16 protein-coding genes are annotated in these 23,069 nt (G+C 68.1%); 8 read left to right on the forward strand and 8 right to left on the reverse strand.

The annotated features are described in order from the left end of the window. The first annotated feature begins 170 nt into the window (after window positions 1–170). Entirely contained in the window at window positions 171–1,382 is a 1,212-nt protein-coding gene (locus ACIPWY_RS19000; protein WP_393700652.1) for a HEPN-associated N-terminal domain-containing protein, read from the forward strand. A 277-nt stretch (window positions 1,383–1,659) separates the two neighbouring features. After that, window positions 1,660–5,637 (forward strand): P-loop NTPase fold protein, encoded by a 3,978-nt coding sequence (locus tag ACIPWY_RS19005; protein WP_393700654.1) that lies wholly within the window; start codon window positions 1,660–1,662, stop codon window positions 5,635–5,637. Window positions 5,638–6,103: 466 nt separating this feature from the next. Here ACIPWY_RS19005 and ACIPWY_RS19010 read toward each other — a convergent pair whose 3' ends face one another. The 6 genes from ACIPWY_RS19010 to ACIPWY_RS19035 form a co-directional block, all read right to left on the reverse strand. Further along, window positions 6,104–7,270, reverse strand: a complete 1,167-nt coding sequence (locus ACIPWY_RS19010; protein ID WP_393700656.1) for a type IV pilus twitching motility protein PilT — start codon at window positions 7,268–7,270, stop codon at window positions 6,104–6,106. Next, the gene (locus tag ACIPWY_RS19015; protein ID WP_393700658.1) at window positions 7,267–11,094 is read right to left on the reverse strand and encodes a hypothetical protein; all 3,828 of its coding nucleotides are present in this window, start codon (window positions 11,092–11,094) and stop codon (window positions 7,267–7,269) included. Before ACIPWY_RS19015 ends, ACIPWY_RS19010 begins: the two co-directional genes overlap by 4 nt. After that, window positions 11,091–11,615, reverse strand: coding sequence for a type II secretion system protein (locus ACIPWY_RS19020; protein WP_362907397.1), 525 nt, complete (start codon window positions 11,613–11,615; stop codon window positions 11,091–11,093). Before ACIPWY_RS19020 ends, ACIPWY_RS19015 begins: the two co-directional genes overlap by 4 nt. Further along, window positions 11,612–12,046, reverse strand: a complete 435-nt coding sequence (locus tag ACIPWY_RS19025) for a type II secretion system protein (RefSeq protein ID WP_362907395.1) — start codon at window positions 12,044–12,046, stop codon at window positions 11,612–11,614. The genes ACIPWY_RS19020 and ACIPWY_RS19025 overlap by 4 nt, the downstream gene beginning before the upstream one ends. Next, window positions 12,043–13,254 (reverse strand): type II secretion system F family protein, encoded by a 1,212-nt coding sequence (locus tag ACIPWY_RS19030; RefSeq protein ID WP_393700661.1) that lies wholly within the window; start codon window positions 13,252–13,254, stop codon window positions 12,043–12,045. The genes ACIPWY_RS19025 and ACIPWY_RS19030 overlap by 4 nt, the downstream gene beginning before the upstream one ends. A 76-nt stretch (window positions 13,255–13,330) precedes the next feature. Continuing rightward, the gene (locus ACIPWY_RS19035) at window positions 13,331–15,082 is read right to left on the reverse strand and encodes a GspE/PulE family protein (RefSeq protein ID WP_393700663.1); all 1,752 of its coding nucleotides are present in this window, start codon (window positions 15,080–15,082) and stop codon (window positions 13,331–13,333) included. A 320-nt stretch (window positions 15,083–15,402) separates the two neighbouring features. Here ACIPWY_RS19035 and ACIPWY_RS19040 point away from each other — a divergent pair, with 320 nt between their 5' ends. From ACIPWY_RS19040 to ACIPWY_RS19050, 3 genes are all read left to right on the forward strand, one after another. Next, window positions 15,403–15,789, forward strand: a complete 387-nt coding sequence (locus ACIPWY_RS19040; protein WP_362907389.1) for a prepilin-type N-terminal cleavage/methylation domain-containing protein — start codon at window positions 15,403–15,405, stop codon at window positions 15,787–15,789. A 249-nt stretch (window positions 15,790–16,038) separates the two neighbouring features. Then, window positions 16,039–16,863 (forward strand): prepilin peptidase, encoded by an 825-nt coding sequence (locus ACIPWY_RS19045; RefSeq protein ID WP_393700665.1) that lies wholly within the window; start codon window positions 16,039–16,041, stop codon window positions 16,861–16,863. Window positions 16,864–17,089: 226 nt separating this feature from the next. Beyond that, window positions 17,090–17,638 carry a PadR family transcriptional regulator gene (locus ACIPWY_RS19050; protein ID WP_362907385.1) on the forward strand — a complete coding sequence of 183 codons (549 nt, stop codon included), beginning with the start codon at window positions 17,090–17,092 and terminating at the stop codon, window positions 17,636–17,638. A gap of 202 nt (window positions 17,639–17,840) precedes the next feature. Here the strand turns inward: ACIPWY_RS19050 and ACIPWY_RS19055 are convergent, their stop codons facing one another. After that, window positions 17,841–19,016, reverse strand: coding sequence for a hypothetical protein (locus ACIPWY_RS19055; RefSeq protein ID WP_393700668.1), 1,176 nt, complete (start codon window positions 19,014–19,016; stop codon window positions 17,841–17,843). 343 nt (window positions 19,017–19,359) lie between these two features. On the opposite strand from ACIPWY_RS19055, the gene ACIPWY_RS19060 reads away from it, so the two are divergent. From ACIPWY_RS19060 to ACIPWY_RS19070, 3 genes are read left to right on the forward strand one after another with little or no spacing between them, the layout of a single operon-like run. After that, the gene (locus ACIPWY_RS19060) at window positions 19,360–20,004 is read left to right on the forward strand and encodes a hypothetical protein (protein WP_362907381.1); all 645 of its coding nucleotides are present in this window, start codon (window positions 19,360–19,362) and stop codon (window positions 20,002–20,004) included. Beyond that, the gene (locus ACIPWY_RS19065; RefSeq protein ID WP_393700670.1) at window positions 20,001–21,653 is read left to right on the forward strand and encodes a prepilin-type N-terminal cleavage/methylation domain-containing protein; all 1,653 of its coding nucleotides are present in this window, start codon (window positions 20,001–20,003) and stop codon (window positions 21,651–21,653) included. The genes ACIPWY_RS19060 and ACIPWY_RS19065 overlap by 4 nt, the downstream gene beginning before the upstream one ends. Window positions 21,654–21,657: 4 nt before the next feature. After that, the gene (locus ACIPWY_RS19070) at window positions 21,658–22,044 is read left to right on the forward strand and encodes an excalibur calcium-binding domain-containing protein (RefSeq protein ID WP_362907377.1); all 387 of its coding nucleotides are present in this window, start codon (window positions 21,658–21,660) and stop codon (window positions 22,042–22,044) included. Between the two features lie 308 nt (window positions 22,045–22,352). On the opposite strand, the gene ACIPWY_RS19075 is transcribed toward ACIPWY_RS19070, so the two are convergent. Continuing rightward, on the reverse strand, window positions 22,353–23,051 hold the full coding sequence (locus ACIPWY_RS19075; RefSeq protein WP_362907375.1) for an SDR family oxidoreductase: 699 nt from the start codon (window positions 23,049–23,051) through the stop codon (window positions 22,353–22,355). Between the last annotated feature and the right edge of the window lie 18 nt (window positions 23,052–23,069).

A 23,069-nucleotide genomic window follows, 5' to 3' on the forward strand; every position in this document is an offset into this window, starting at 1 on the left:
GAAGACGGACATGCGCCGCGGCTGGCGTGGCAGACCGGCAGTCTTTGACAAGCGGCACCCAGCCTCCGGGCTGGCGAGCTCGATATATCGCGCCGACCGTGCACTACGGCTCATCACACACCGCACGGCCGATGAACAGACCGAGCGCTGCCACGCGTAGGCTGCCGGACATGGGTGCGGCAAAGCGGCAGATGGAGCTTGAGTTCGATCGGGGCTGGTCCTCCCGAAGCAACCATGTGTGTGCGGGATGCCTCCGTGAGCCGGCACTCAAGAAGGTGATCTCGGATGCCGCCAAGGACGACGAGGAGTGCTCCTTTTGTGGCGAGAGTTCTGCCGCTGAACTGGACGTTCTCACAGAAGCATTCGTCGCCGGGCTGAGGACCGAGTACGCCAACGCCGACGACGAGGGAGTCCCCTACGACAGCGGGGAGGGCGGTTACCATGTCGCCGGCACCTGGGACACCTGGGACCTGGTGAGTGACTACTACGACGCCTTCGCCAACGATGCAGTCCTGGAGGCTGTCCGCGATGCGATCGGCGACCAGACATGGACCGAGATCGGCTGGCAGTTCCTGCGCTACAACGAGCAGCTCGCCTCCAGTTGGCAGAGCTTCTGCGAGCAGATCCAACACAGGACCAGGTACGTCTTCTGGCTCCGCCGCGACAATGCGGACCGGGAGGAGGAACGCTGGGGGGAGATCCCCGCGGGACGCATCCTTGATCAGATCGGTCAGCACATCTTGGACCTGGACTTGGTGCAGGAAATCCCCGCAGGCACCAGGCTGTGGCGCGCCCGCGAGGTCCGGGACAGCGAGGTGACGACAGCAGCCGGTTGGGGCGCTGCCGACCTCGGCACCGCTCCCCGTGAGTTCGCCCGGAGCTCCAACAGGATGAGCCCGGCCGGAATCCCGATGTTCTACGGCGCGTTCGACCAGGACACCGCTGTGCAGGAGGTGACGCGCGGCGAGCCACTACAGCTGGCTGTAGGCACCTTCGAACTTTCCCGCAGCTGCGCGGTCGTCGACTTCACCCGACTTCCCGGAGTTCCGTCGATGTTCGACCCCGAACGTGGCCACCAGCGGCGCACCCTGCAGTTTTTGCACCAGTTCGTTGCGCAGATGGCCAAGCCGGTTCGGGACGGCTACGACCAGATCGATTACGTGCCGACTCAAGTGATCGCGGAGTTCCTCCTCAAGGTCTTCAACCCGGACGACCCCATTCAGGGTCTGATCTACACGTCGTCGTTGAACCAGCAGCCCTGCGCGGTGTTCGACCTCGACAGCAGCCGCTGTGTGGAGCAGACGATGGGGTGGAACACCCGGACGGAGACCCGCCTCGGGCTCGTTCCGGGTTCCGTTGAAGTGGTCAGGGCCAACAGCTGACCAGCTTGGCGTGCCGCTAGGTGGCGCGAACCACCGGATTGCGCGGAGCGTATGCGGAGAGATGACCCGCCGGCGGTGACGGGTGATCCACCAGGGCCGGCTGGTGCGGACGCCGGCGCCTGGCCGCTCTACTTCGGTAGTCCGAAGCTGGCGCACAGATCCAGCACCGCGACGACGGCGGTGTCCGAGCTCGTGATAACCCTGATCCTTCGCGTGGTGTCAGTGCCTGCTCGTAAGATTCAGGCACTCTGGCGTACGGCTGCATCGGATGTGATCAGTGGCACCTCAACTTCCATGGACGATCGAGGACATCGCAATCGGCCACAGCCGCGAGGACCTCTTCGACCATCATTCGGTCGCCCGACAACTTGCGCGCACCATCACCGCCGCTGGTCAGTCTCTGGCGATTGGACTGCTTGGACCGTTCGGCAGTGGCAAGTCGTCCGTCGTTCAGTTGCTGAAGACGGAACTGGCGGTTAACAAGAAGTGGGCTGTGCTGCACGTCAGCGCTGAGCACCACAGCGGGGTCGCCCGGGCGAGAGCACTGATGTACGCCTTGCTAGATGAGGCCCACCGACAGGATCTCATCAGTGCCGATGAGTTCGCGAGCCAACGGGCGTGTATGGAGGGCGGCCGTCAGCACACCTTGCCGCGCCCGGGGCCTCGCTCCACCGTTCCAGGACGCTCGGGCCTACGCCGTTACGTGCTCGCGGCCGGGACCGGGCTTGCCTGGGTTGGCACCATGCTCGGCGTGCTGTGGCTCATCGGCGTGGCCCTCGTCATCTTCGGCCACCGGTTCGGTGTGGGTGAAGGAGTTCCTGCCCTGACGTGGTTTGCCGCCAAAGGTGCGACCTCGCTGACCGCTGTCCTGGTCAGTGCTGCCGCCATATCTGCGGTACTCGCGGCCGGCAAGGAAAGTGCCCTGCAGACTCTCAAGGCCTACGAGATCACGCTGACGAGTCCCCGCCCAGACTCCACCGATGAACTGGAACAGGCCTTCACCCGGCTGCTGCTCTCCGTTGACCGGCGCCTGGTGATCGCTGTGGACGACATTGATCGCCTTGCCGCGGCCGACGTTCTCGAAGCGCTCACCACGCTACGCAGCTTTCTGCTGACAGGTCACCAACAGCGAGTCAAGCAGCCGGTGTTCGTGCTGTCCTGTGACGAGAGCATCGTGAGGGAGGCCATCGTCGGCGTGCGACCTGGGCTTGCGCGACGCCCAGCTGATACTCAGATGCGGGTCCGTGGAGACCAGGGCCCAGTGGCTGGCGAGCCAGGAGAGGCCACGACGAGAGCTCCGGCTGCTATTCCCGCAGCCGCACCGTCCCCCGCTCCCACCGCGATTGCCACTCGCAAGGCAACCGAGGAGGCCGCCCAGGAATACCTCAACAAGCTGTTCACCGTCCGTCTGGTGTTGCCTGCGCCGGGCGACGCTGACTTGCGCGACTACGCCGCCGAACTCCTCTTGCACCGCCAGCCGCAGCACCCCGCAGTAGCCGAACTTGGCGGTCAGGCGGAAGTACGCACCCTCCTCGATGTTCTTGTTCACCAAGGCGTGCGCGACCCCCGGCATGTCATCCGTCTTCTGAACTCCTTCTTTACCGACTTCCAGCTCGCCCAGTTCCGTGAGATGGCCGCAGGTGCCCGGCCGCCCCGGATCGCGGCGCGAGAAGTCACCGGATACCCCGTCGCACTGGCCCGATTGACGGTGCTCCGGCACGACTTTCGCGACCTCTATGACGCCATCCGTGCGGAAGAAGACCTCCTCCACCGGATCGATGACGCGCTCCTGGGTCCAGAACAAGGACTCCTGGACCCGCTTCTGAAGTCCTACGTGATCGCATCAACCCCGCCCCGCCCGGACTTCGAAAGCCACCCGGGTCTGCGCTACCTGCTGGCGACCGCTGCCCGGGCCCGCGTGGACCGCCCTGCCCGCATCGGTCCGCTGCTGACCCTTGGATCGAGCCAGGCCAGTCGCTTGCTCGGCAGTGAGATGGCCACGCACATCCAGCAAGAGCTGATCGGCCGTGACGGTGCGGCATTCGCGCGCCGACTGGCCGCTGCGGACGCGCTCCCTCGCGTGCTCGAGGCTGCCGCGGCAGCGCTGGGGGCGGCCCGCCCAGGCCAGGACCTCGACAACGCTGTGACAGCCGCGATCATCGCCCTCGGGGAAACAGCCGAACAGCTCGCGAACCTGCCTCTGGAGGAAACCCGGCCCCTGCGGGCACTCACCGACATCATCGCTCGCCGCCGCCCCGAGATGACCCTGGCGGTCCCCTCTCACCTCCTCGTCCCGCTGCTCGGCCTCACCGACGAAGCCCACCTGCCTCGCCTCCTCAAGATCCTTCTCGACCCGCCTGAGGATGCGGGGGAGGCGCTGCTCTGGGCGGAGGCCCTGATACGGCTGCCCGCGGGCGCCCACGCCACCGAACTAGCGCCCGCAGTGGACAGCTACTTCCGCTATCTCACCGAGGGCGGAGAAGACGAAGACCTCGCCTTCTGGATCGACGACGACCGCAGCGCCCACCGCTCCGCATGGCCCGCCAGTGCCTTCGCCGCTCTCCTCACCCGGGCCGCCCGCAGCGAAGCTCCCCACTTCCTCGCCCCCGTCGCCACAGCGGTCATCGACCACGCCGACATCCACCGCTGGAACCGCCCGCTTGCCCTCGCCCTCCTGACCTGCCTTCAAGGCGACCTTCCCGCAAGCCGTGAAGCCATCCGTGTCCTTGCCCACAGCACCGGCCCGGACAGGGAATGGGAAGACTCCTCCAATAGCGAGACATACGACACGCTTGCCGCCCAGCTCACCGGGGCCGTCGCCGTATCGTGCGCGGAGGACGAGGACACCGACATCATGCTCGCCGGCCTCGAACTCCTCACGCAGTGGCTCCCCGCAGTCAAGAGCCTCACCGACAGCGCGAAAGTTACCCACACCATCGCCGAAGCGCTCGGCGCCGTGGCGGGCGACGACCCGCTGGTGGCAGGCGCAGTAGGTGATGTGCTGCGTGGTCTGCCCGAAAACGACGCCGCACTCTGCGTACGCCTACTCGCCGACCGGCTTCTCGAGCACCGCGGCCCCGGGGACACCATCGGCTCCACCCTGCGCGACGTACTCGTCGAATACCTGCACCGTGCCCCCGACGCTGCCGAACCCCCCGTCCGCGACGCCCTAGAGCACACCCTGTCTGCCCTCACTTCCGACCTCACGGCGCACGACGCGATGGGTCGGTTCGCACGCGAGACACTCCCAGCCCTCCTCACTACCAGCATCGGCTGCAGGCGAGCCACGGATATGGCAGCCCTACTCCTCAGTGCTGTACCAGCGAACCAACCGACCATCGCCGAGGAGCTGATGCCCAGCGTTCACGTCGTCTTCCAAGATGACGCCGCACGCGCCCGCCATCTCCCGCAGGCCGTCCAATTGATGCACCAACTTGTCAGCTACAACCAGACGGGGGTCGCGCTGAGCTTCCTCGCGCACTACGTCACCGAGGCGGCCGTCGATGTCACCTGTCTGCGTTGGTATGCACAGCACTGGTCCTCCCTCGACGCCGTCACCCGCGATCGTGCTGGAGCGGCGGCCCAACGAACCGATCTGCCCCACGAGTTGCGCGACTGCCTCGTAACACATCTTGCCGAGTCCGAGACCGAACGGCCTTGGGACTACGCGAACGAACTCTGGCCACACGCCACTGCTCAACAGCGTGTCACTCTCTTGGCGGCCGCCCGAGGCCGCGCGCCCGAACTCGCTCAGCGGGCGGAAGAAAGCGACGCCGATGTTCTGTGCGCGGCGCTCGTTGAGGCAGGAGACGACCTTGACCACGTTCTGCGACTCATGGGCTCGGCAACGCTCGCGGACGAGTCGATCCTCGCCTACGTACGGGCCACGGTGAACGAGAAGGAATGGGCACCGGACCGATGCGACCTGGCCATGGGCTTCACAACGACGCCTGGCCCGCTGTGGACTCTTGCTGAGGAGTTGCTGACCGAGGGGCAGACGCCCGCCCTGCGCGGCGCCGATCTCGTCGCTTCCCTCATCACCCGCCATCCAGCTGCGATCCCGGCGGACCTGATCAGCATCCTCACGCAACCCCTGCGCGAAGCTGACGAGCCATTGGCAGAGGCGCTTGGACATGCCCTGCGCGGCCACCGCAAACTCGCCAGTAAGCTCCGCGACGCCATGGCTGGACACAGTGCGGCGACGCATCAGCGTCGGCGGAATGCGGCATTCAAAAAGGCGAGCGGACTCACCTGACAGTCGGATCGGCGCGTCAACCAGAAGGCACTCGCCCCTCTCACTGGCCTGCACGGACCCCAGCACGATGCAGCTCTTCGACGTTGGCTATCAGGCGCTCGCGTCGTGCCAATGAATGAGGTCGCCGTAATGCTGTGGGACGGTGTTCTTTCCGGCAGTATGCTCGGGCGCTTCCTGGGAGTTCGGGCGACGCGCTGGTGGGCTTGGCAGGAGGTGGAGTCCACGCTCACTGCCGACCGGTCGATGCTGCCTGCGGCGCCATCGTCCTCTTCGTCGGACGCGCGGGCCGATGACCTCGAACTACCGATGAAACAGCCTCTGACCTGCGGTGTACCAAAGCGCCAACTATCTATCTGATTCCGCACCGCCAGTTGCTGAGGTTAGTTGGCATCAGAGCAGGTCACGAACGCTCCCAAGTGCCAACTAGCGCTCTTGGTCACAGCCCTGTGACCACGGACGCCGGTTGTCACATACTGCGGATGGTCGGCACTGAGTCTTTCCGGCCGTCCCATGGGTGAGCCGTGGTGCGGCCGACCGGGACGTGGGGCCGCTGGATGTCCTCCGGGCAGGCCGTGCACAGCACGGCCTCCTCGTAGGCGATGGTGCCTGCCGCGACGAGGGCGTTGATGCTGGTCTCGAGGGTCTGCATGCCGTCACGGTGGCCGGTCGAGACCACGTTGCGGATCTGGCGAGTCTTGCCCTCGCGGATCAGGTTGCGGATCGCCGACGTGCCTACCAGCACCTCGAAGGCGGCCACCCGGCCCCCGCCGATCCGGGGGATGAGCGTCTGGTTGAGGATGCCGACCAGGGTGTGCGCCAATTGCAGCCGGATCTGCGGCTGTTGCTCGGCCGGGAACACGTCGACGATGCGGTCCAGCGTCTGCGACGTGTCGTTGGTGTGCAGGGTGGCGAACACCAGGTGCCCGGTCTCGGCGATGGTCAGGGCCGCGGAGATGCTCTCCGGGTCGCGCATCTCGCCGAGGAGCAGGACATCGGGATCCTCGCGCAGGGCCGAGCGCAACGCGGCGGGGAACGAGTCGGTGTCGGTGCCGACCTCGCGCTGGTTGACCGCCGAGCGCTTGTGCCGGTGCAGGTACTCGATCGGGTCCTCGATGGTGAGGATGTGCACCGACCGGTGCGTGTTGACGTAGTCGAGGAGCGCCGCCAGGCTCGTCGACTTGCCCGACCCGGTCGGCCCGGTGACCAGCACGAACCCGCGCGGCATACCCGCCCATCCGATGACGACCGGGGGAAGCCCGAGCTGCTCGGACGACGGCACGTCGAACGGGATGATCCGCAGCGCCAGCGCCGACGCGCCGCGCTGCACGAAAGCGTTCCCGCGCAACCTGGCCTTCTCGCCCCAGCTGAACGCGAAATCGACCTGCTTCTCCCGGCGGAACCGTTCCGTGAGTTCCTTGCCCAGCACCCCGGTCACCAGGCGATCAACCTCCGGCTCGGTCAGCGCGGCCCCCTCGACCGGTCGCAGGGCGCCGTCGACGCGGAGGAACGGCGCCGATCCGGCGGTGAGCAGCAGGTCGCTGCCGCCCCGCTCCCACAGCTCACCGAGCAGGTGGTCAATGATCGCGGAACTCGGCCCGGGCATGGTGGCCTCCAAGGTGGCGTGTTTGCTCATGGCAGGACCGTCCACTGCTTGACGGTGCCGGCGTGGCCGTCGAAGGACACGGCGGCCTGGACGAGCGGGCCGGACAGCAGGTCGATCCGGGTGCCGCCGAGGTGCTCGGTCGCGCCGCCGCTCCCGGCGGTGACGGTGTAGGTCACGGTCAACCCGGCCAACAGGGAGGCTTTGGTCAGGCCACACGGTGCCAGGTCGATCTGGTCGGTCACCGGGCCGCTCGAGCCGAGATGGACCGGCACGTCCAGTGAGTTGTTGACGCCGGTGCAGGTGCTGCCGGTGAAGTCCACCGACATCTTCACCGACTTCACGTCGCCGTCGTCGTGGTGCGCCACCTGCAGGACGACGTGCTCGAGCGGTCCGGTCGTGGCCGGTGCCGGCCGGTCGTAGCCGCCGAACGTGAGGGACGCCTGGCCACCGCCGGGGATGGTGGCGTCCGTGACGTCGACGGGCGCGCCGGGAGCCGGGGGCGTGAACCTGGTGATCGCGGCGACCGACGCCGGTTTCGCGATCACGGCCGGATAGGTCGTGAACAGCACCGGCTCCGGTGGGATTCCGATCACCGGGCGGCGGTATCCGGTGGCGGGGCTGATGCCGAGATCGATGGTCCGGGCGATGATGCCGCGGGTGACGACCTGAGAGCTGACCTGACTCATCGACAGGTCGACGGCAGCGGTCGGCGCGTAGACGGTGCCGTTGATCACCAGGCGGCTGTGATCGGTGGTCGTGTCGGCGTCGTCGGTCGACTTCAGCACCGCGCAACGGCTGCCCACGGTGAGGCAGCCGGACAGGGCCCTGATGGACGGGGCTCGGAACACGATGTCCAGCTCGACGCCGTCGAGCTGGACGACGGCGTCGGTACTGCCCTCGCCCAACCTCGCCGCATAGTCGACAGCGAGCTTGGACAACTGGTCGTCCTTCGTGACCCCGCAGGCGCCGAGGTCGACCACGTCGACACCGAGTGCCCCCTCATGGGCGGTCAGGGCGTGCTTCGCGTCGCAGGCGGTACCGGTGCCGGAGACGGTCAGCGCGGCCGCGGGTGGCTTCGTGGGCGAAGGCGGTGCCGGGGTGGTGTCGTCATCCCGGTGCGATACGCGCAGCAGGACCTTGTCGATCACCGCGCCCGCCGGCAGGGGCAGCGTCGCGAACGCGCCGAGCTGGATCGACGCCGACGGGGAGGCCGCGGCAAGCCTCGCGGTCGAGGTGGTGGTGTCGATCGCTTGCGCGTTCTTCGGGTCGGGGAACGCCGCGGCGGTGGGCGTCGCGGTGCTGATCGCCTTGGTGGGCCGTACCGAGATCGGGGGTCGGTAGGCCAGTTCCAGGGTGACGCCGTCGAGCTGATCGGTGGCGGTGGTGCTGCCGGCGCCGAGGGTGGCGGTGTAGGTCACGACCACGCCGGTCAGCTGGGCGGGGTCGGTCAGCCCGCAGGTGGCGACCAGGTCCAGGGTGTCGGTGGCCAGGGCGTCCGGGCGCGCGGCGAGCTTCTGCGAGGTGGTGCAGGAGCGGGGTATGCCGGGCCCGGTCAGGGTGACCGCGACCTTCGGCGGCGGTCCTCCGGCCGCCCCGGGATCGTCGCGATGCGCGACGTGCAGCAGGGCCCCGTCCAGGACCGAGCCGGGCGCCACCGCAGGGGTGTCGTAACCGCCGAGGTCGATGGTGGCGGTCGGCCTGGTGTCCGAGTCGAGTGTGGCGCGGGCCGTGTCGGCGCCGTCGATCGCCTTGGCGCTGGTCGCGGGGGTGAACGTCGTCGACTCCGCGCTCGTCGCCGGCCGGGGTGGCGGCGGATCGTAGACGACTTCGAGCCACATGCCGTCCAGGGAATCGGCGCCCGCGGTGCCGCCCACCTTCAGTCGGGCGGCGTAGGTCGCGGTCAGGCCGGTCAGCTGTGCGGGGTCGGTGATGCCGCATGCCTTCAGGTCGACGCGGTCGTCGCCCAGGTCGGCCCGCGCGGTGAGCGGCAGGTCGGTACAACCGCCACCGCCGCCCCCGGGGGTGACGTTGACTCTGGGCGCCGCCGCGTCGCCGGTCTCCTGATGGGCCACCCGCAGTACGGCAGAGCGGATCGTCGACCCTTGTGGCAAGGGCGGCCGGCCGAACCCGGCCAGGGTGACCGACGCGGACGGCGCCGCCGTGGTCAGATCTGCGCCGGCCATCAACGACGTCGGCTGTTCGCCGATCTCCAGGGCGTCGTCGGGATCGGTGCCGGTGGCGGTGAACCCGGTCGATGCGGTCACGGCAGTCGGCTTGAACGTGGTCGGTGTGCGGTAGGCGACCTCCAGCCAGATGCCGTCCAGACGTTCCTCGGCGGTGGTGCCGTCGGTGTCCAGGGTGGCGGCGTAGGTCACTGTTAGGCCGGTGAGCCGCGCCGGGTCGGTGAGCCCGCACGCGCCCAGCAGGTCGATCGGGGGATCCATGGCGAGCGCCGTGTGCCGGGGCAGGTTGTCGGTGCGGCAGGTGTCCGTGCCGACCGCGGTGGTGACCTTCACCGCGCCGGGGGAGGTCAGGTCACCGTCGTCCTCGTGATTGACACGCAGCTTCGCGCTGGTGATGACCGAGCCGGGCGGCACCTGCGGGGTGAAGCCGGCGAGCTGCATCGAGGCCGACGGACGTTTCGTCGGGTCAAGGACAGCGTCGGCCGTGCAGCTCGCGGTGCCCGTCGGCTGCGGACAGCCGGGCAGGGTCGGCTGTTCGCCACTGGTCAGAGCATGGCCCGGGTTGGTGAAGCCGGTGTTCGCGACCACCGCTGTCGGCTTCAGCGTGTGGGACGGCTTCGGCGGCTGGACCCCGTACACCGCCACCTGCTGCGCGTCCGGGGCCACCGGGGCGCACAGTTCGACGTGTCCACGGTCGACCTGGAATCGGCTGCCGCCGCCCATCATGACCTCGACGCCCTCGGGCCGCTTTTTGTCGCAACCGCCCGGGTCGGGGACGGCCGGGCGGGCGGGGGCCCCGGGATCCCAGCCTGCCCGCGTGCCGCCGACCACGCTGACCGTGGGGTCGTCGACCGTCCAGACCGCGGCGGGGCCGGAGAAGGTGAAGTCGAAGTAGTAGATACCCGGCTGCAGCCACACGACGACGTCGGGGCAATCACCACCGGTGAGGCGGGTGAGGGCGCGGGCGTCGTCGTAGTAGCCGGGCCGCAACCGCACCAGCCAGGAACCGGGGTCGGGGCACGTGGGCACCGTCCGCCGGACCGGGACGGCCGTGGCGGGCGGGGCGTAGTCGGGGTCGGCGCCCACGACCTCGTCGGCGGGAGCCGACGGGGTGTCGTTGGCGCAGTCGTGCACGTACGGCGCCTGGGCCGGGGGCAGCTGGGTCTGCGACACGGCACTGGAGCAGTCGCCGACGGCGGACACGTCGCCGGACACCGTCATCGAGGCGCCGGCGCCGGTGGTGACGTTCGAGTTGGAGAACACGCTGCCCTGCACGCGCAGGCCGTGCGTGGTCACGTTGATGCCGTCCTTCGCGGCCTGGCCCAGGCTGCGCAGCGCGTCCTGCGGTTGGGTCGCGCGCGTGGTGGCGGGAGACGCGTTGAGGGGGTCGCAGTGGACGATCATCTGCCGGCCGTTGATCGGCGGGGCGGTGTAGTCGGCGCACGGGTTGCCCTGCGAGAAGTTCTTGATCGCGAGCTGCGTGGCACCGTCCGCGCTGTAGCCCCGCTTGCCCTGGTCGACGTACACGCTCGCGGCTTTCAGTCCCGTGCCGGCGAAGGACAGGACCGACACGGTGACCAGGCTGAAGACGACGACGAAGGCCAGCGCGAGGATCAGTGTCGCGCCCTGTTCGTCGTCGCGCAGGCGGCGCGGATCCAGGCGGCCGGTCATGACGAGCTCGATCGTCGGACGGCTGTGAGGGCGGTCGGGGGCGCGGCGGGGTCGCTCTGCACGGTCAGCGTTACCTCCATGGGCGGGGTGCACGAGGTCTCGGCACCGCAGCTCAGAGTCACCGGATGGGTCGATGTGGCGTTGTCGAACCGGCCCAGCAACGTGGTGACGACGCCTCCGTCGGTGCACTTCACCCGGTTGAGGGCGCCGGTCGGCCGGTCGTAGGTGTAGACGACGTCGGTACCGGTCCGGCTCAGGTGGACGATCACGTCGGCAACGCCGCATGCGGGGTCGGTCGTGACCTTGTCCGCGCTCTGCACGTCGCCGTAGAAGTAGCGGTTGAGCGTGCCCAGCGCGCTGGTGGCGGCCACCCGCTTCTCGGTGCCCGCTGTGAACCGCAGTCCGAGGATGATGGCCTTGGGCAGCAGTGCCCCGATGATGCCCACGATGACGATCGTGACCAGCAACTCGGTCAGGGTGAACCCCGACTCCGAGCGCACAGTCGGCCGTTGTGTCGTCATGACAGCATCGACTCCCGCTTGACCACCTCGAGCGTCGCGTCCCTGACGGGGTGTGGGCCGGTCGAGTGCACGGTGAGCGTCACCTTCTGCACTCCGGTGTCGGCCGTCGGGCAGGGCCGGCCGAACGCACCCACCCCGTCCCAGTACTCGATCTTGACGGTCACGGTGTACCCGGCCGGCGGCGTCGGAGTCTCGTAACTACTGGCGCAGGACACGTACGGGTCGCTGACGACCTTTTCGGCGGCGCTGCGGATGACCGAATCGGCGCTGGTCACCTTGTGCTGCGTGACCGAGCTGATGATCGCGGTGCCCATGCCCCCGAGGATGGTCACGAAGGCGACTCCCATGAGCACCACGGCGACCAGAACCTCGACCAGAGTCTCGCCCTCTTCGCCGCGGCGGAGCCGCGGGCGGCGTGCCAGGCCGGTCATTGGACGTTGACCTGGCTGTAGACGCCGTAGATCGCCGAGATGAGGGCGACGGCCACGAACCCCACGACGACCCCGACCATGATCACCACAGTCGGCTCGAACAGGCTGGTCAGCCGCTTGAGTTTGTGCTGCAGTTCCTTCTCGTAGAACTCGGACACGTTCTCGAGCTGGTCGTCGAGGGTCCCGGTCTCTTCCCCCACACGCATCATCTGGGTGACCGCCCCGGGGAAGAGCTTGGTGCGGGCGATCGGCCCGGAGACGCCGCCGCCTTCGAGCATCTCGATCTGGGCCGTCCCGATGGACCGTTCGTACACCAGGTTGTTGGCGCCCGAGCCGGCCAGGCTGAGCGCCTCCGTGATGGGCACGCCGGCCTTGATCATCGAGGTCAGGATGCGGCAGAACCGTTCGATGACCATGAAGCGGACCACGTCGCCGACCACCGGCATCGCCAGCAGGAAGCGGTCGCGCAGTACCCGTCCCCGCTCGGTCCGCAAACCGGCGATCAGTGCGGCGACGAGCGCGACGAGCACGCCGACGATGACCGGATACCAGGCCGTGACGAAGTCGGTGAAGCCCAGCAGAATCCGGGTGGGCAGCGGCAGTTCCGCGTGGAAGGACTCGAAGAACACCTTGAAACGGGGCAGCACGAAGATGACGAGGACGAGGACGACGGCGACGGCCAGACCCATCACCAGGATCGGATAGGTCAGCGCGGAGCGGATACTGCGCCGGCCCTCGACGTCGCGCTCGATGTAGCGGGCCAACTGGGCCATCACCACGTCGAGTTCACCGGTCGCCTCGGCCGAGCGGAGGACGGAGATGTAGAACGGCGGGAGCGCCGTGGTGTGGGCGGCCATCGCGACGGCGAAGCTTTCGCCGAATCGCAGCGAGTCCATGACGTCGACGAGTACCTTGCCCAGCTTCTTGTCCTTGGTCTCGGCGCGGATGATCTCCAGGGCGTCCAGGATGGGCACTCCGGCCTTGATGAAGGCGCCCATCTGGCGGGAGAAGTTGCTCAGCTCGACCAGGTCGACCTTTTCCGCGGTGAGTTCGAGCTGCAGCAGGTTGCGGCCCGCGGCCTTGACCGACTGCACGTCGTAGCCCTGCCGGGTCAGGCTGTCGGTCACGCCGTCGACACTGGAGCCCGTGAGCACACCGTTGGCCCGCTTCCCGTCCGGGCCGACCGCGACGTACTTGAAGGTGGCCATGCCGAAGCCCTCCTGGTTTCCGGTGTCAGAGGTTCGCGTCGTCAGTGTTTGGGTGCGGCATCCAGCGAGCCGGGCACTAGACCACGTACACGCTGGACATGATCTCGGCGATGGTCGTGACGCCCTCCTCCACCAGGCGGACGCCTCCGTCCAGGAGGCTGTCCATGTGCTGCTCGCGGGCGGCCTTGCGCAGGCTGCTGATCGGCGCCTTGTCGACGAGCAGCCCCTTGACCGTGTCGCTCATCACGAGCAGTTCGAAGACGCCGATCCGCTCCTGGTAGCCGGTCCGGGAGCAGAAGTTGCAGCCCCGGCCCTGCCAGAACCCGGTGTCGGTCGACCCGCCGGCCTTTGCGAAGAAGGCCAGTTCGTCCACGCCCGGCTGGTAGGGCTCGCGGCACTGGTCGCAGATCCGCCGCACCAGTCGCTGGCTGACCACCCCGGCGACCGTGGAGGTGATCAGGAACGGCTCGATGCCCATGTCGGTGAACCGGTGCAGCGCGGAGCAGGCGTCGGCGGCGTGGATGGACGACAGTACGAAGTGGCCGGTGAGAGCGGACTCGACCGCGATCCGCGCCGTCTCGCCGTCTCGGATCTCGCCGACCAGGATCACGTCGGGGTCCTGTCGGAGGATCGAGCGCAGTCCGGTCGCGAACGAGACGCCCGCCTGTTCGTTGATCTGGATCTGGTTGACCGACGGCACCACGTACTCCACCGGGTCTTCGATGGTGGTGATGTTGCGCTCGCTCTGGTTCAGCTCACCGAGCGTGGCGTACAGGGTGGACGTCTTTCCGCTGCCGGTCGGTCCGCCGCAGGCGACCATGCCGTACGGGGAGCGCAGCAGGGACGCGAACCGTTCGTAGGTCGCGGCGGGCATGCCGAGCTCTCCAAGCCGCAGCAGTGTGCGGTTGCTGTCGAGCAGCCGCAGTACCGCCTTCTCGCCCCAGATGGTGGGGGTGGTCGCGACCCGGATGTCGACCGACCTGCCGTCGATCTCGGTGGCGATCTGCCCGTCTTGCGGGCGCCGCCGGTCGACGATGTTCATGTTGGCCATGATCTTGATCCGGCTGACCACGGACGGGCCCATGTTCTCCGGCAGGCTCAGCACGTCATGCAGCGCGCCGTCGATGCGGTACCGGACCCGGACCCGGTCGGCGTGCGGTTCGACGTGGACGTCCGAGGCCCGGTCGCGCAGGCCCTGGGTCAGCATGAGGTTGACCAGGTGCACGATCGGCGCGTCCTCGCTCACCACCCTGGCACCGGAGTTGGCGTTGCGGCCGGTCTCGGTCGCCTCGAAGGCCTCGACCAGGCTGCTGACGCCGGTCAACGCCCGATAGGCGCTGTCGATCGAGCGCCGGATGTCCGCGGGAGCCGCGATCGCCAACTGCACCTGGTCCGGCGCGACGGCCCGGCCGACCTCGTCGAGCACACGCGGGTCATCCGGGTCACCCGCCGCGATCAGCAGCGTGCCATCGGCCCGCCGCACCGCGACGACGCCCAGCGAGCGGGCGAGCGCCTCCGGCACCCGGGCGGCCGCCTCGGGATCAGGCTCGCTCTGGCGCAGGTCGGCGACCGGGACGCCGAGTTGAGCCGACAGCGCCTCGATCAGTGACCACTCGTCGACCATGCCGAGTTCGACCAGCAGCGTGCCGAGTCGCTTGCCCGACGCCGACTGCTGCAGGAGCGCCTCGTCCACCTGCGCCGGGGTGAGCAGCCCGCGCTGCACCAGCAGTTCACCGATACGCGGCCGCTTCTGTCCTGCGGGCGACGACTGCGCCGCGCCGGACGTCGCGTCCCGGACCGGTTCGCCCGCAGGGACCGGAGACGGCACCGGGCCCCGCGCTCCATCGGGCAGGGTGCCGTCCTCGCCCGCAGGGCTTGTCGTCGCCGCGCGGCGCCGGAGAAGCCGACGATTCGTCAAGGAACCCACCCCTTTCGTGCATCCGAAACAACGGCCGATCGCCGCGAGCGCATCCGGCGGAACTGTCAGCCGCTGATTAGTCAGCCGCATACTACTGCACGCCGGTGCGCTGTCATCCGCCCGAAGTCCCCCCTTGTGGGTCCATCGCCCGCTAAGTAGTCTACCGCTGATTAATCAAGCTGTTACTATCGCTCGATTTTGCTTGCACCGGTCGCCGTAGATGGAGAAAGATGTCCACATACCTGCAAGGCAAGTTGCGCCAGCGAATTCGCGCACTGAACGAGACTGCGGAAGCCGGCTTCACGCTCATCGAGCTTCTCGTGGTCATCGTGATCCTCGGCATCCTGGCCGCCGTCGTCGTCTTCTCCGTCCGCGGCATCAACGACAAGGGCCAGGGTTCGGCGTGCAAGACCGACAAGTCCACGATCCAGACTGCGGAAGAGGCGTACTTCGCCGGCGACAACCGCAGCGTGTACGGCAGCATGGCTGAGCTGGTGGACGGTGGATTCCTGTCCACCGCTTCCATCTGGTACGACGTCAAGCCGAGCGGCGCCACGTACGACATCACGCCGAAGGCCGCACTCCCAGGCGGCAAGCCGAACCCCTGCACCGAATAGGGGGAGTCCTCACCGGACACCGCCGGTCGGCGGTCTCGGGCGGCCGAGTTCGCCCGGTGGCATCGGAAGCGCCACCTGGCGATCCACGGTCGGCGGCCTGCGGCATCGCCGGAACTGCCCTAGGCCTGAACCGCCTTGCGGACCGTGAGGCCGGTCGCGGCGAGGGTCGCGGAGGCCTGGAATTCTGGTCTGGATCACTCGCATCGTGCCGGTAGCGACTGGCACGCACGGTACGGCACCATTGCGTCCATGTCATCCATATTTGTTGTGATTTTCGGTGTACTGGGGCTCGCGGTGGGGTCGTTCCTCAACGTCGCCGTCTCCCGGGTGCCGGCCGGCCGCTCGGTCGTGCGGCCCCGCTCCGCATGTCCGGGTTGCGCCACGCCGATCGCGGCCCGGGACAACATCCCCATCGTGTCCTGGCTCCTGCTGGGCCGGCGCTGCCGCGCCTGCCGGGTTCCCATCCCCGCGCGCTACCCGCTCATCGAAGCGCTCACCGCGATCCTGTTCTCCGCCGAGGCGCTGCGCTTCGGCTGGTCGGAAATACTGCCGGCCGAACTGGTCTTCACCGCCGGGTTGCTGGCCCTGGCCGCCTGCGACGCCGAACAGTTCCTGCTCCCGCGGCGGCTGATATATCCGACTCTCGGGCTCACCGCCGCTTGTCTGTTCGCGGCCGCGGCGGCTACCGGCCAGTGGCATCGGCTCGGCGTGAGCGCGGCATGCGGAGTGGGTGCCTTCGCTGTCTTCTTCGCCCTGCACCGGGTGCGGCCGGCCTGGCTCGGATTCGGCGACGTGCGCCTGGCCGGCCTGCTCGGCACCGGGCTGGGCTGGCTCGGTCCATGGCATCTCGTCTTCGCGGTGCTGGCCGGCAGCGTCGTCGGGTTGCTTCTGGGCATCGCGCTCATGGCGGCGGGGCGAGCGAACCGCCAAACACGCCTCCCCTTCGGTGTGTTCCTCGCCGCCGGCGCCATCGCCGCCATCCTCGTCGGCACTCCTGTCGTCCACTGGTACGAGAGTGTGAGTGACCTGTACGCGATGGGTGCGCCGCTGACAACGGTCGGCCACCGACCATGACCACCCGGGCCGGACGTCAGTCGCGGGCAGGTTGCCGACGACCCGCAACGGCGCTTCGGGGCCTTCAGCGCCGTGAGCCGCACGGGCACAGCAGACGGTTCCATCGCGCAACCGCCTGCCGGACCGACCGGTCAGTTCTCCTGGGATCTGGTCCCTATGTCAGCCTTTCCGGCTCCAGGCTCGGGCGACATCGCAAACACCACCGACGATCCTTACCCTGGGTACCATGAAGCAACTTGACCTGCCACTGGCCGAGTGGATTGTGCTCGCACTCATGGCCGAACGACCCAGCCACGGCTTCGCCATCGCAGCCCTCACCGCGGAAGGCGCGGAAATCGGTGAGTTCTGGTACATCTCGCGACCCATGGTCTACCGGTCGATCACGCGGCTGGTCGAGCGCGGACTGATCACGCCGGTCGGCACCGAGGAAAGTGATCGCGGACCGCAGCGCATGATCTACGCCACCACCCGCTCGGCGAAGACGGCGGTCAGCCGGTGGCTCAGCGAACCCGTGGTCCAGCTGTTCGACGTCCGCGCCGAGCTCACGAGCAAGCTTCTGCTGCTCCGGCGTCGCGACACCAGCCCGGCCCGCCTGGTCGAGCGTCAACGGGTCGTCATCGACGAGATCGAGGAGTCGCTGCGCGCCAAGGAGCACGCCGGCGACCCCCTCGTCCGCGCGATCTATGCCTGGCGCCTGGAACACGTCCGCGCCGCGCGCCGGTTTCTCGACGCCGTCGACGTCGACTCGGCGCGGCCGGCGGTCAAGGCCGGCTGACGGCACGGTCGTGGCAGCCTCCCCTCGGCATCCACGTCTCCAATGCGCACTGTCCAGCCTGCCGCTGCCGCGGGATGCGCACGTCGGCGGTCCTATGCCGCCGATGGGCAATGGGACCGCCGACGGGGATCGGCGAGCCGGGACCGTCGGCGGGCGATGCGCGTGCCTGACCGACGGTCCGTTGCTCAGTGCTCCGGACCGCCTAGTAGCCGTAGGCGGCCAGAGTCGACTGGATGGTGGTGTTGCTGTCCCACTTGGCGTTGAACAGGTTGTCCCAGGCGGCCGCTGCGCCGGTGTTGCCGCCGTTCAGGGCGACACCGTACTGCTCGATGTCTCCGTAGTCGGAGTACGCGCTCGGATCGACGTCGGCCCACGTGTTGGGATCATTGCCCGTGGTGCCGTTCAGCGAACTCGACGTCCAGCTCACGTGCATGATGTTCGACTTCGCGACAAGACCCAGCTGGGTGTTCCCGCCGGCATTCGCCGTCACCGCGCCCCGCACCTGGCTGATACCTGATTCCAGGCGCACCTTGCACGCCGTACCCGCGCTGTCGCACGCGCTTCCGGTGAACACGTTCTGACCCGCCCCGCTGGCGGTCCACGAGAACCCGTTCTGGATCAACGCCTGCTTGGACGCCGCACCGAAGGGCGCGGAAGCCGGGTCGGCGATCGCGATCCGGTGCCCACTCGTCGCAAGCCAGCTCACCACCCCCGAGATCGTCGTGGGTGCGCCGCCGGCAATCGGCGACGCATCACACCGAGGCGACTGCGCCTTGCCGTTACCGCTGCCATTGGCGTCCGCGCCGAACGCCAGCGGCGGACTCCCGGCGTTGGACGGGTCATCACCGTGAGTCGAGCCCGCCCAGCTGCCGTTACAGCTGTAGATCGCCAGGTGCCCGATGGCCACAGCATGTTTGCTCGAGATCGCGCCGTTGCACTCGACGCTCCCGCTCGCCGTGCACGTCCCACCATCCGCGGTCGGGATAACCGCGTCCACGTTGGTTTCGTCCGCCGACAGGAACGCGTCGATGTGCAACGGCCCATTCACGCAGTTGTTCGACGAAGACGGATCGCATGTGGTGTAAGGGCCGGCGCTCTTCAGCTGCTGACGCAGGCTTCCCGACGTGATCCCCCGCATCGTCGACGTGTCGATCGCCGGCTTGTTCCAGAACCCGCCGGTCTGCGAAGCGGCATTCGCCGTGAACGTCGTGAACGTCCCAAGCGACTCGATCGTGCCTTTCATGTCCTTCGTCGCGGGATACATGTTGTTCGCGATGCCGACCTGCGAATCCGTCGCGGCGAACACTGTCGGTGCCGTGGCGGCGATCAGCGCCGTCGCCAGGGCACCCGCCGCGAACGCCTTCCGAACCCGGCGCATCGCGCTGAAGCCGGAGCCCGGAGCGCTCCGAGTGTGTCTGGACCTTAGTTGCATCTGCTACTCCTCGTAGATCCGGTTGGCGGCGGCTGCCGCACGGGCACCCTGCTGGTGGGAGTAGGCAAATGTCCGAGAACTCATAGGCATCTGCGTGGTTTCCCGGCATGACGGTGCCTCACACGCCTAGATGGTGCTCACTTGGCGACCCAGTAGTCAATGATTGACAACCAGGACCGCCGTGTATGTAATGCACCTGTCCAGCCCGCGGCAGGCCGGCGGCCGAGTGCCGTCGGCCCTCTGCGGGACGCAAGGGAGGGGCTGGCGGCACTATGGGCAGAGGCGTGTTATGGCACTGTTGAGCAGACTGTCGCGCTCGCGCACGTTCAGGTGGGGTGGGCTGGTTCTCGCGGTGGTTGCGGTGGCGCTCGTCGTTGTGGCGCTTGCGCGCGGTGGGTCGGATGCGGCCGCCCCAGCCCAGAAGTCCGACCCCGAGTGGTGCACGCCGGGCACCCAGCGCACCGCGCTCTGCCCACACAGCAAGGTGTTTGACGCAAAGGAATACGCCATCCACGGCGACGCCTTCGAGTGCGTCGGTTTCGCCAGTCAGGCGGATGCTCAGGCGGTGCTGCGGGCAAACCCCAGCGATCCGAATCACCTTGACGACGGAGGCGGCGTCGCGTGTCGTGGATTGCCGGCACCGCGCGACACCAAACCGGTTGCCGGCGTCGCACAGCACTTCAGGTGCGGTCCTGGCGACATTCGCAGCGCGCTCTGCCCACAGCCGAAGCGGCACTTCGACGCTCGCTACTTCCTGCGTTACGGCAATGACGCCTACGACTGCTCGGACTTCGCCGGCCAAGCGGACGCGCAGGCCGTCCTGCGTTTCGAGCCGGCCGACCCGAATCACCTTGACGACGACGGGAACGGCATCGCGTGCCCGGACCTGCCGGGATCAAAGGACGTCAAGCCCGTGCGACGGGGAACACCGTGACGCGGCAAGGGCTCGCGCGTGCGCCCGGCCTGAACGTGACCCATCGATTGAAGGAAGCCCCGACTGCCATGACATCGGACCATCGCCGGTTCTCATTGCGCGCCCGAGGCCAGGACGGCTTCACACTCATCGAATTGCTCGTGGTCATCGTGATCCTCGGCGTCCTTGCCGCCATCGTGGTGTTCTCCGTAAGGGGCATCGGCGACAAGGGCCGCAAGAACGCGGTCGCCGCGGACGCGGCCACCCTGCGAACGGCGGAAGAGTCCTACTGTGCGAAGCACGGACACTATGGGACAGCCGATGATCTGCAAGTTGACGGGCTGCTCTCCGGCGAACCGGCCTACAACGTGGTGGTGGTCGGCGAGGAAAACAAGTGCGGCCGAGGCGAGAAGTCGTCGTTCACGCTGAATGACACCTCCACACCGACCGAGCGCGGAGCGGACGCAATCCAGGTGGGCACGAATCCGGCCGACCTCACGGTCGATGAGAAGGCCGATCGCCTGTACGTCGTGGCCAGCGGGAGCAACGACGTGACCGTGATCGACGGCAAGACCGACGCCCCGATCGGTCCTCCGATCGATGTTTCCAGCGCTGTGTCGAGCCCGACCCGCATCGCGGTCGACCCCGGTACGGGGCGGGTCTACGTCGGGGGGACGGGCGGCGTCGCGATCATCGACACGACCAACGCCAATCAACTGACCCACGTCAGCGGCTATACGACGACCGTCACTGGCCTGGCCGTCTCTCCCGAGAACGGCGACGTCTACGTCGGCGGCGGTTCCGCAAGCACCTCGGCGGTCGCCTACATCGCGGCCGGCAGTTCGTCGGCGACGCCGATCCCACTGCCCGCTGCGGGAGTCGTGGGCGCAAGCAGCAGCATGGACTTTTCCTTTGACTCCGCGCACCACGCGGTGTACCTCGCGAAGGCGGGTGTCGGCAGCGGCACGAGCCCCGCTGCCGGCATCGGCCTCTTCGCCATCTCGTCGCGGACCCACGACGCCAAGGTCGTAGCGCAGTTCCCGACGAAGTCATCCTGCGGCACCAACGCCGGAAACGTCCTCGTGGCAAACTCCGCTCGTGGCAGCACCGCTGTCGATCCCGGCCGCAACCTGGTCTACCTCCTTGCCAGGAGGTGCGTTCCGAACCCCGCGAATCCCTCGGGCCAGTGGAATGCCGTCGCGACAACGATCGCCATCAACCCCAGCGACGGCAGTTCAACAGCGATCAACGACCTGGTGGGAACGCCCTACGGGCCCAACTCCGCGGTCTACAACGCGGCGGCAGGGTCGCTCTACGTCTACTTGGACGGTGGAGCGAACTGCGGCGGTGCCGGGGGCCGCATCGACCGAATCGTCGGGACGAAGGTCACGGGACAAGCATCAGTCTGCGGAGTGTCAACTGCCCCCGGGAACCAAGGGCACAAGCTCACCGTGCTGAGAAACTTCAACAGGATCTTCGTCGCACAACAAAATGTCGGTGGCGCGCCGGGCGGCCTCGGGGTGGCCGACGGCAGCACGCTGCTGCGGCAAACTCCGCTCGGCACGCCTCGCCAGTTCGGCGCGTTGGCCACGAACAACACTACGGCGAAGGTGTATGCGGTCGATCCGGTGAACGGAACGGTCGCGGTGTTTCGGACAGGATCGGCCTAGGACAATGCCGGACCAGCCACGCACCATCCACAAGGGCCCGGATCGCCGGCTACGACCGGGTCGTCGTACCTCCATTGCGGCGGTCAGCGTGATCGCGGCGATCACGCTGACCGCGTGCGGCGACAAGGGAACCCCGGAGCATACGTTCGACGTCGCTCCGTATGTGCACAAGGGGCACGTGGTCAACTGCGACGCGTTCAAGACCCAGGCCGACGCGCAAGCGGTGTTGCGAGCGGACGCACTCGACCCGAACGCGCTCGACCGGGACGGCGACGGCATCGCGTGCCCGAACCTCCCCGAGCCGACGGACAAGAAGCCGGTCCACCGCGACTTCATGACCGACAAGGACGGCGCGCCGATCATCGAGCCGCTCAAGCCGCCGCCGGCGTAGCAACACTGGAAGCGGTCATGCTCGGTACGGATGTCTTGCCAACGCGCATAGCCGGTCCTGGCGCATCTCGCTCCTGCCTACGGGAGGGATGATGACAGACACGGCAGCCCACGCCCCCTTCCCGTGCCGGTGCCCTGCCGGGGTGCTGCTCGATGTCTGGTAGCGGGTCGGTCGGCTGGCCGTGCCCGTGGCCGTGGAGCGGGCAGGGCGGGGCACCGCGCCGGGCGCGCGAAGCCGCCCTTGGCCCGCACCGCGTCGTACGCGGCGAGGGCCAAGGGCGCCTTTCGTCAGGTCGGGGGAGCGCGGCGTCAGCCGAGCTGCCCGGTCGGCCGCATGGTGATGTGGTTGATGTCCACGCCCGCGGGCTGGTTGACGGCGAAGACGATCGTGTCCGCGATGTGTTCTGGGGTCATCGCCGGCGCCGCCTCGGGCGTGCCGCCGCGTTCGTCCCAGAACGGAGTGTCCACCACCCCGGGGGCGATGACGGTCACGCCGACCCCGTCCTTGCCGACCAGCAGCCGGGTGTTCTCGGCCAGCGCGTGTGCGGCCCACTTGGTGACCGAGTACAGGTTGCCGGGCGTGTTGCGCACCCCGGCGACCGAACCGATGATCACGATCCGGCCCTTGGACTCCCTGAGATGCGACAGGGTCTCCCGCACCAGCAGGGCAGGGCCCAGCACGTTGGTGAGGACCATGGCGCGCATGTCCTCGGGAGCATGGCTCTCGAGGTTGCCCGGCAGCGAGAAACCGGCGTTGGCGATGACGTTGTCCAGCCGGCCCCACGCGTCCACCACGTGGCCGACGGCTGAGGCGACGTCGTGCTCGTCGCTGGTGTCGCCGGTGATCGTCAGCAGCCGCTCACCCGCTGCCGCCGAACCGGCGAACGCGGCCAGCTTCTTCGCGTCACGTCCGGTGACGGCTACGCGGTGACCCTGCTCGAGCAGAGCACGGGCGGTGGCGGCGCCGATTCCGGTCGAGCCACCGGTGATCAGCGTGACGGGTTCCATGTGACGGACTCCTCAGTG

This window comes from Streptomyces sp. NPDC090032, assembly GCF_044748025.1.
In the GTDB taxonomy this organism is placed as follows: domain Bacteria; phylum Actinomycetota; class Actinomycetes; order Streptomycetales; family Streptomycetaceae; genus Streptomyces.

Bases quoted from the DNA above. Each gene is read 5' to 3' on its own strand.
- ACIPWY_RS19000 (WP_393700652.1), top strand. From the start codon at position 171: ATGGGTGCGGCAAAGCGGCAGATGGAGCTTGAGTTCGATCGGGGCTGG.
- ACIPWY_RS19010 (WP_393700656.1), bottom strand. From the start codon at position 7,270: ATGAGCAAACACGCCACCTTGGAGGCCACCATGCCCGGGCCGAGTTCC.
- ACIPWY_RS19015 (WP_393700658.1), bottom strand. From the start codon at position 11,094: ATGACCGGCCGCCTGGATCCGCGCCGCCTGCGCGACGACGAACAGGGC.
- ACIPWY_RS19020 (WP_362907397.1), bottom strand. From the start codon at position 11,615: ATGACGACACAACGGCCGACTGTGCGCTCGGAGTCGGGGTTCACCCTG.
- ACIPWY_RS19025 (WP_362907395.1), bottom strand. From the start codon at position 12,046: ATGACCGGCCTGGCACGCCGCCCGCGGCTCCGCCGCGGCGAAGAGGGC.
- ACIPWY_RS19030 (WP_393700661.1), bottom strand. From the start codon at position 13,254: ATGGCCACCTTCAAGTACGTCGCGGTCGGCCCGGACGGGAAGCGGGCC.
- ACIPWY_RS19040 (WP_362907389.1), top strand. From the start codon at position 15,403: ATGTCCACATACCTGCAAGGCAAGTTGCGCCAGCGAATTCGCGCACTG.
- ACIPWY_RS19045 (WP_393700665.1), top strand. From the start codon at position 16,039: ATGTCATCCATATTTGTTGTGATTTTCGGTGTACTGGGGCTCGCGGTG.
- ACIPWY_RS19050 (WP_362907385.1), top strand. From the start codon at position 17,090: ATGAAGCAACTTGACCTGCCACTGGCCGAGTGGATTGTGCTCGCACTC.
- ACIPWY_RS19055 (WP_393700668.1), bottom strand. From the start codon at position 19,016: ATGCGCCGGGTTCGGAAGGCGTTCGCGGCGGGTGCCCTGGCGACGGCG.
- ACIPWY_RS19060 (WP_362907381.1), top strand. From the start codon at position 19,360: ATGGCACTGTTGAGCAGACTGTCGCGCTCGCGCACGTTCAGGTGGGGT.
- ACIPWY_RS19070 (WP_362907377.1), top strand. From the start codon at position 21,658: ATGCCGGACCAGCCACGCACCATCCACAAGGGCCCGGATCGCCGGCTA.
- ACIPWY_RS19075 (WP_362907375.1), bottom strand. From the start codon at position 23,051: ATGGAACCCGTCACGCTGATCACCGGTGGCTCGACCGGAATCGGCGCC.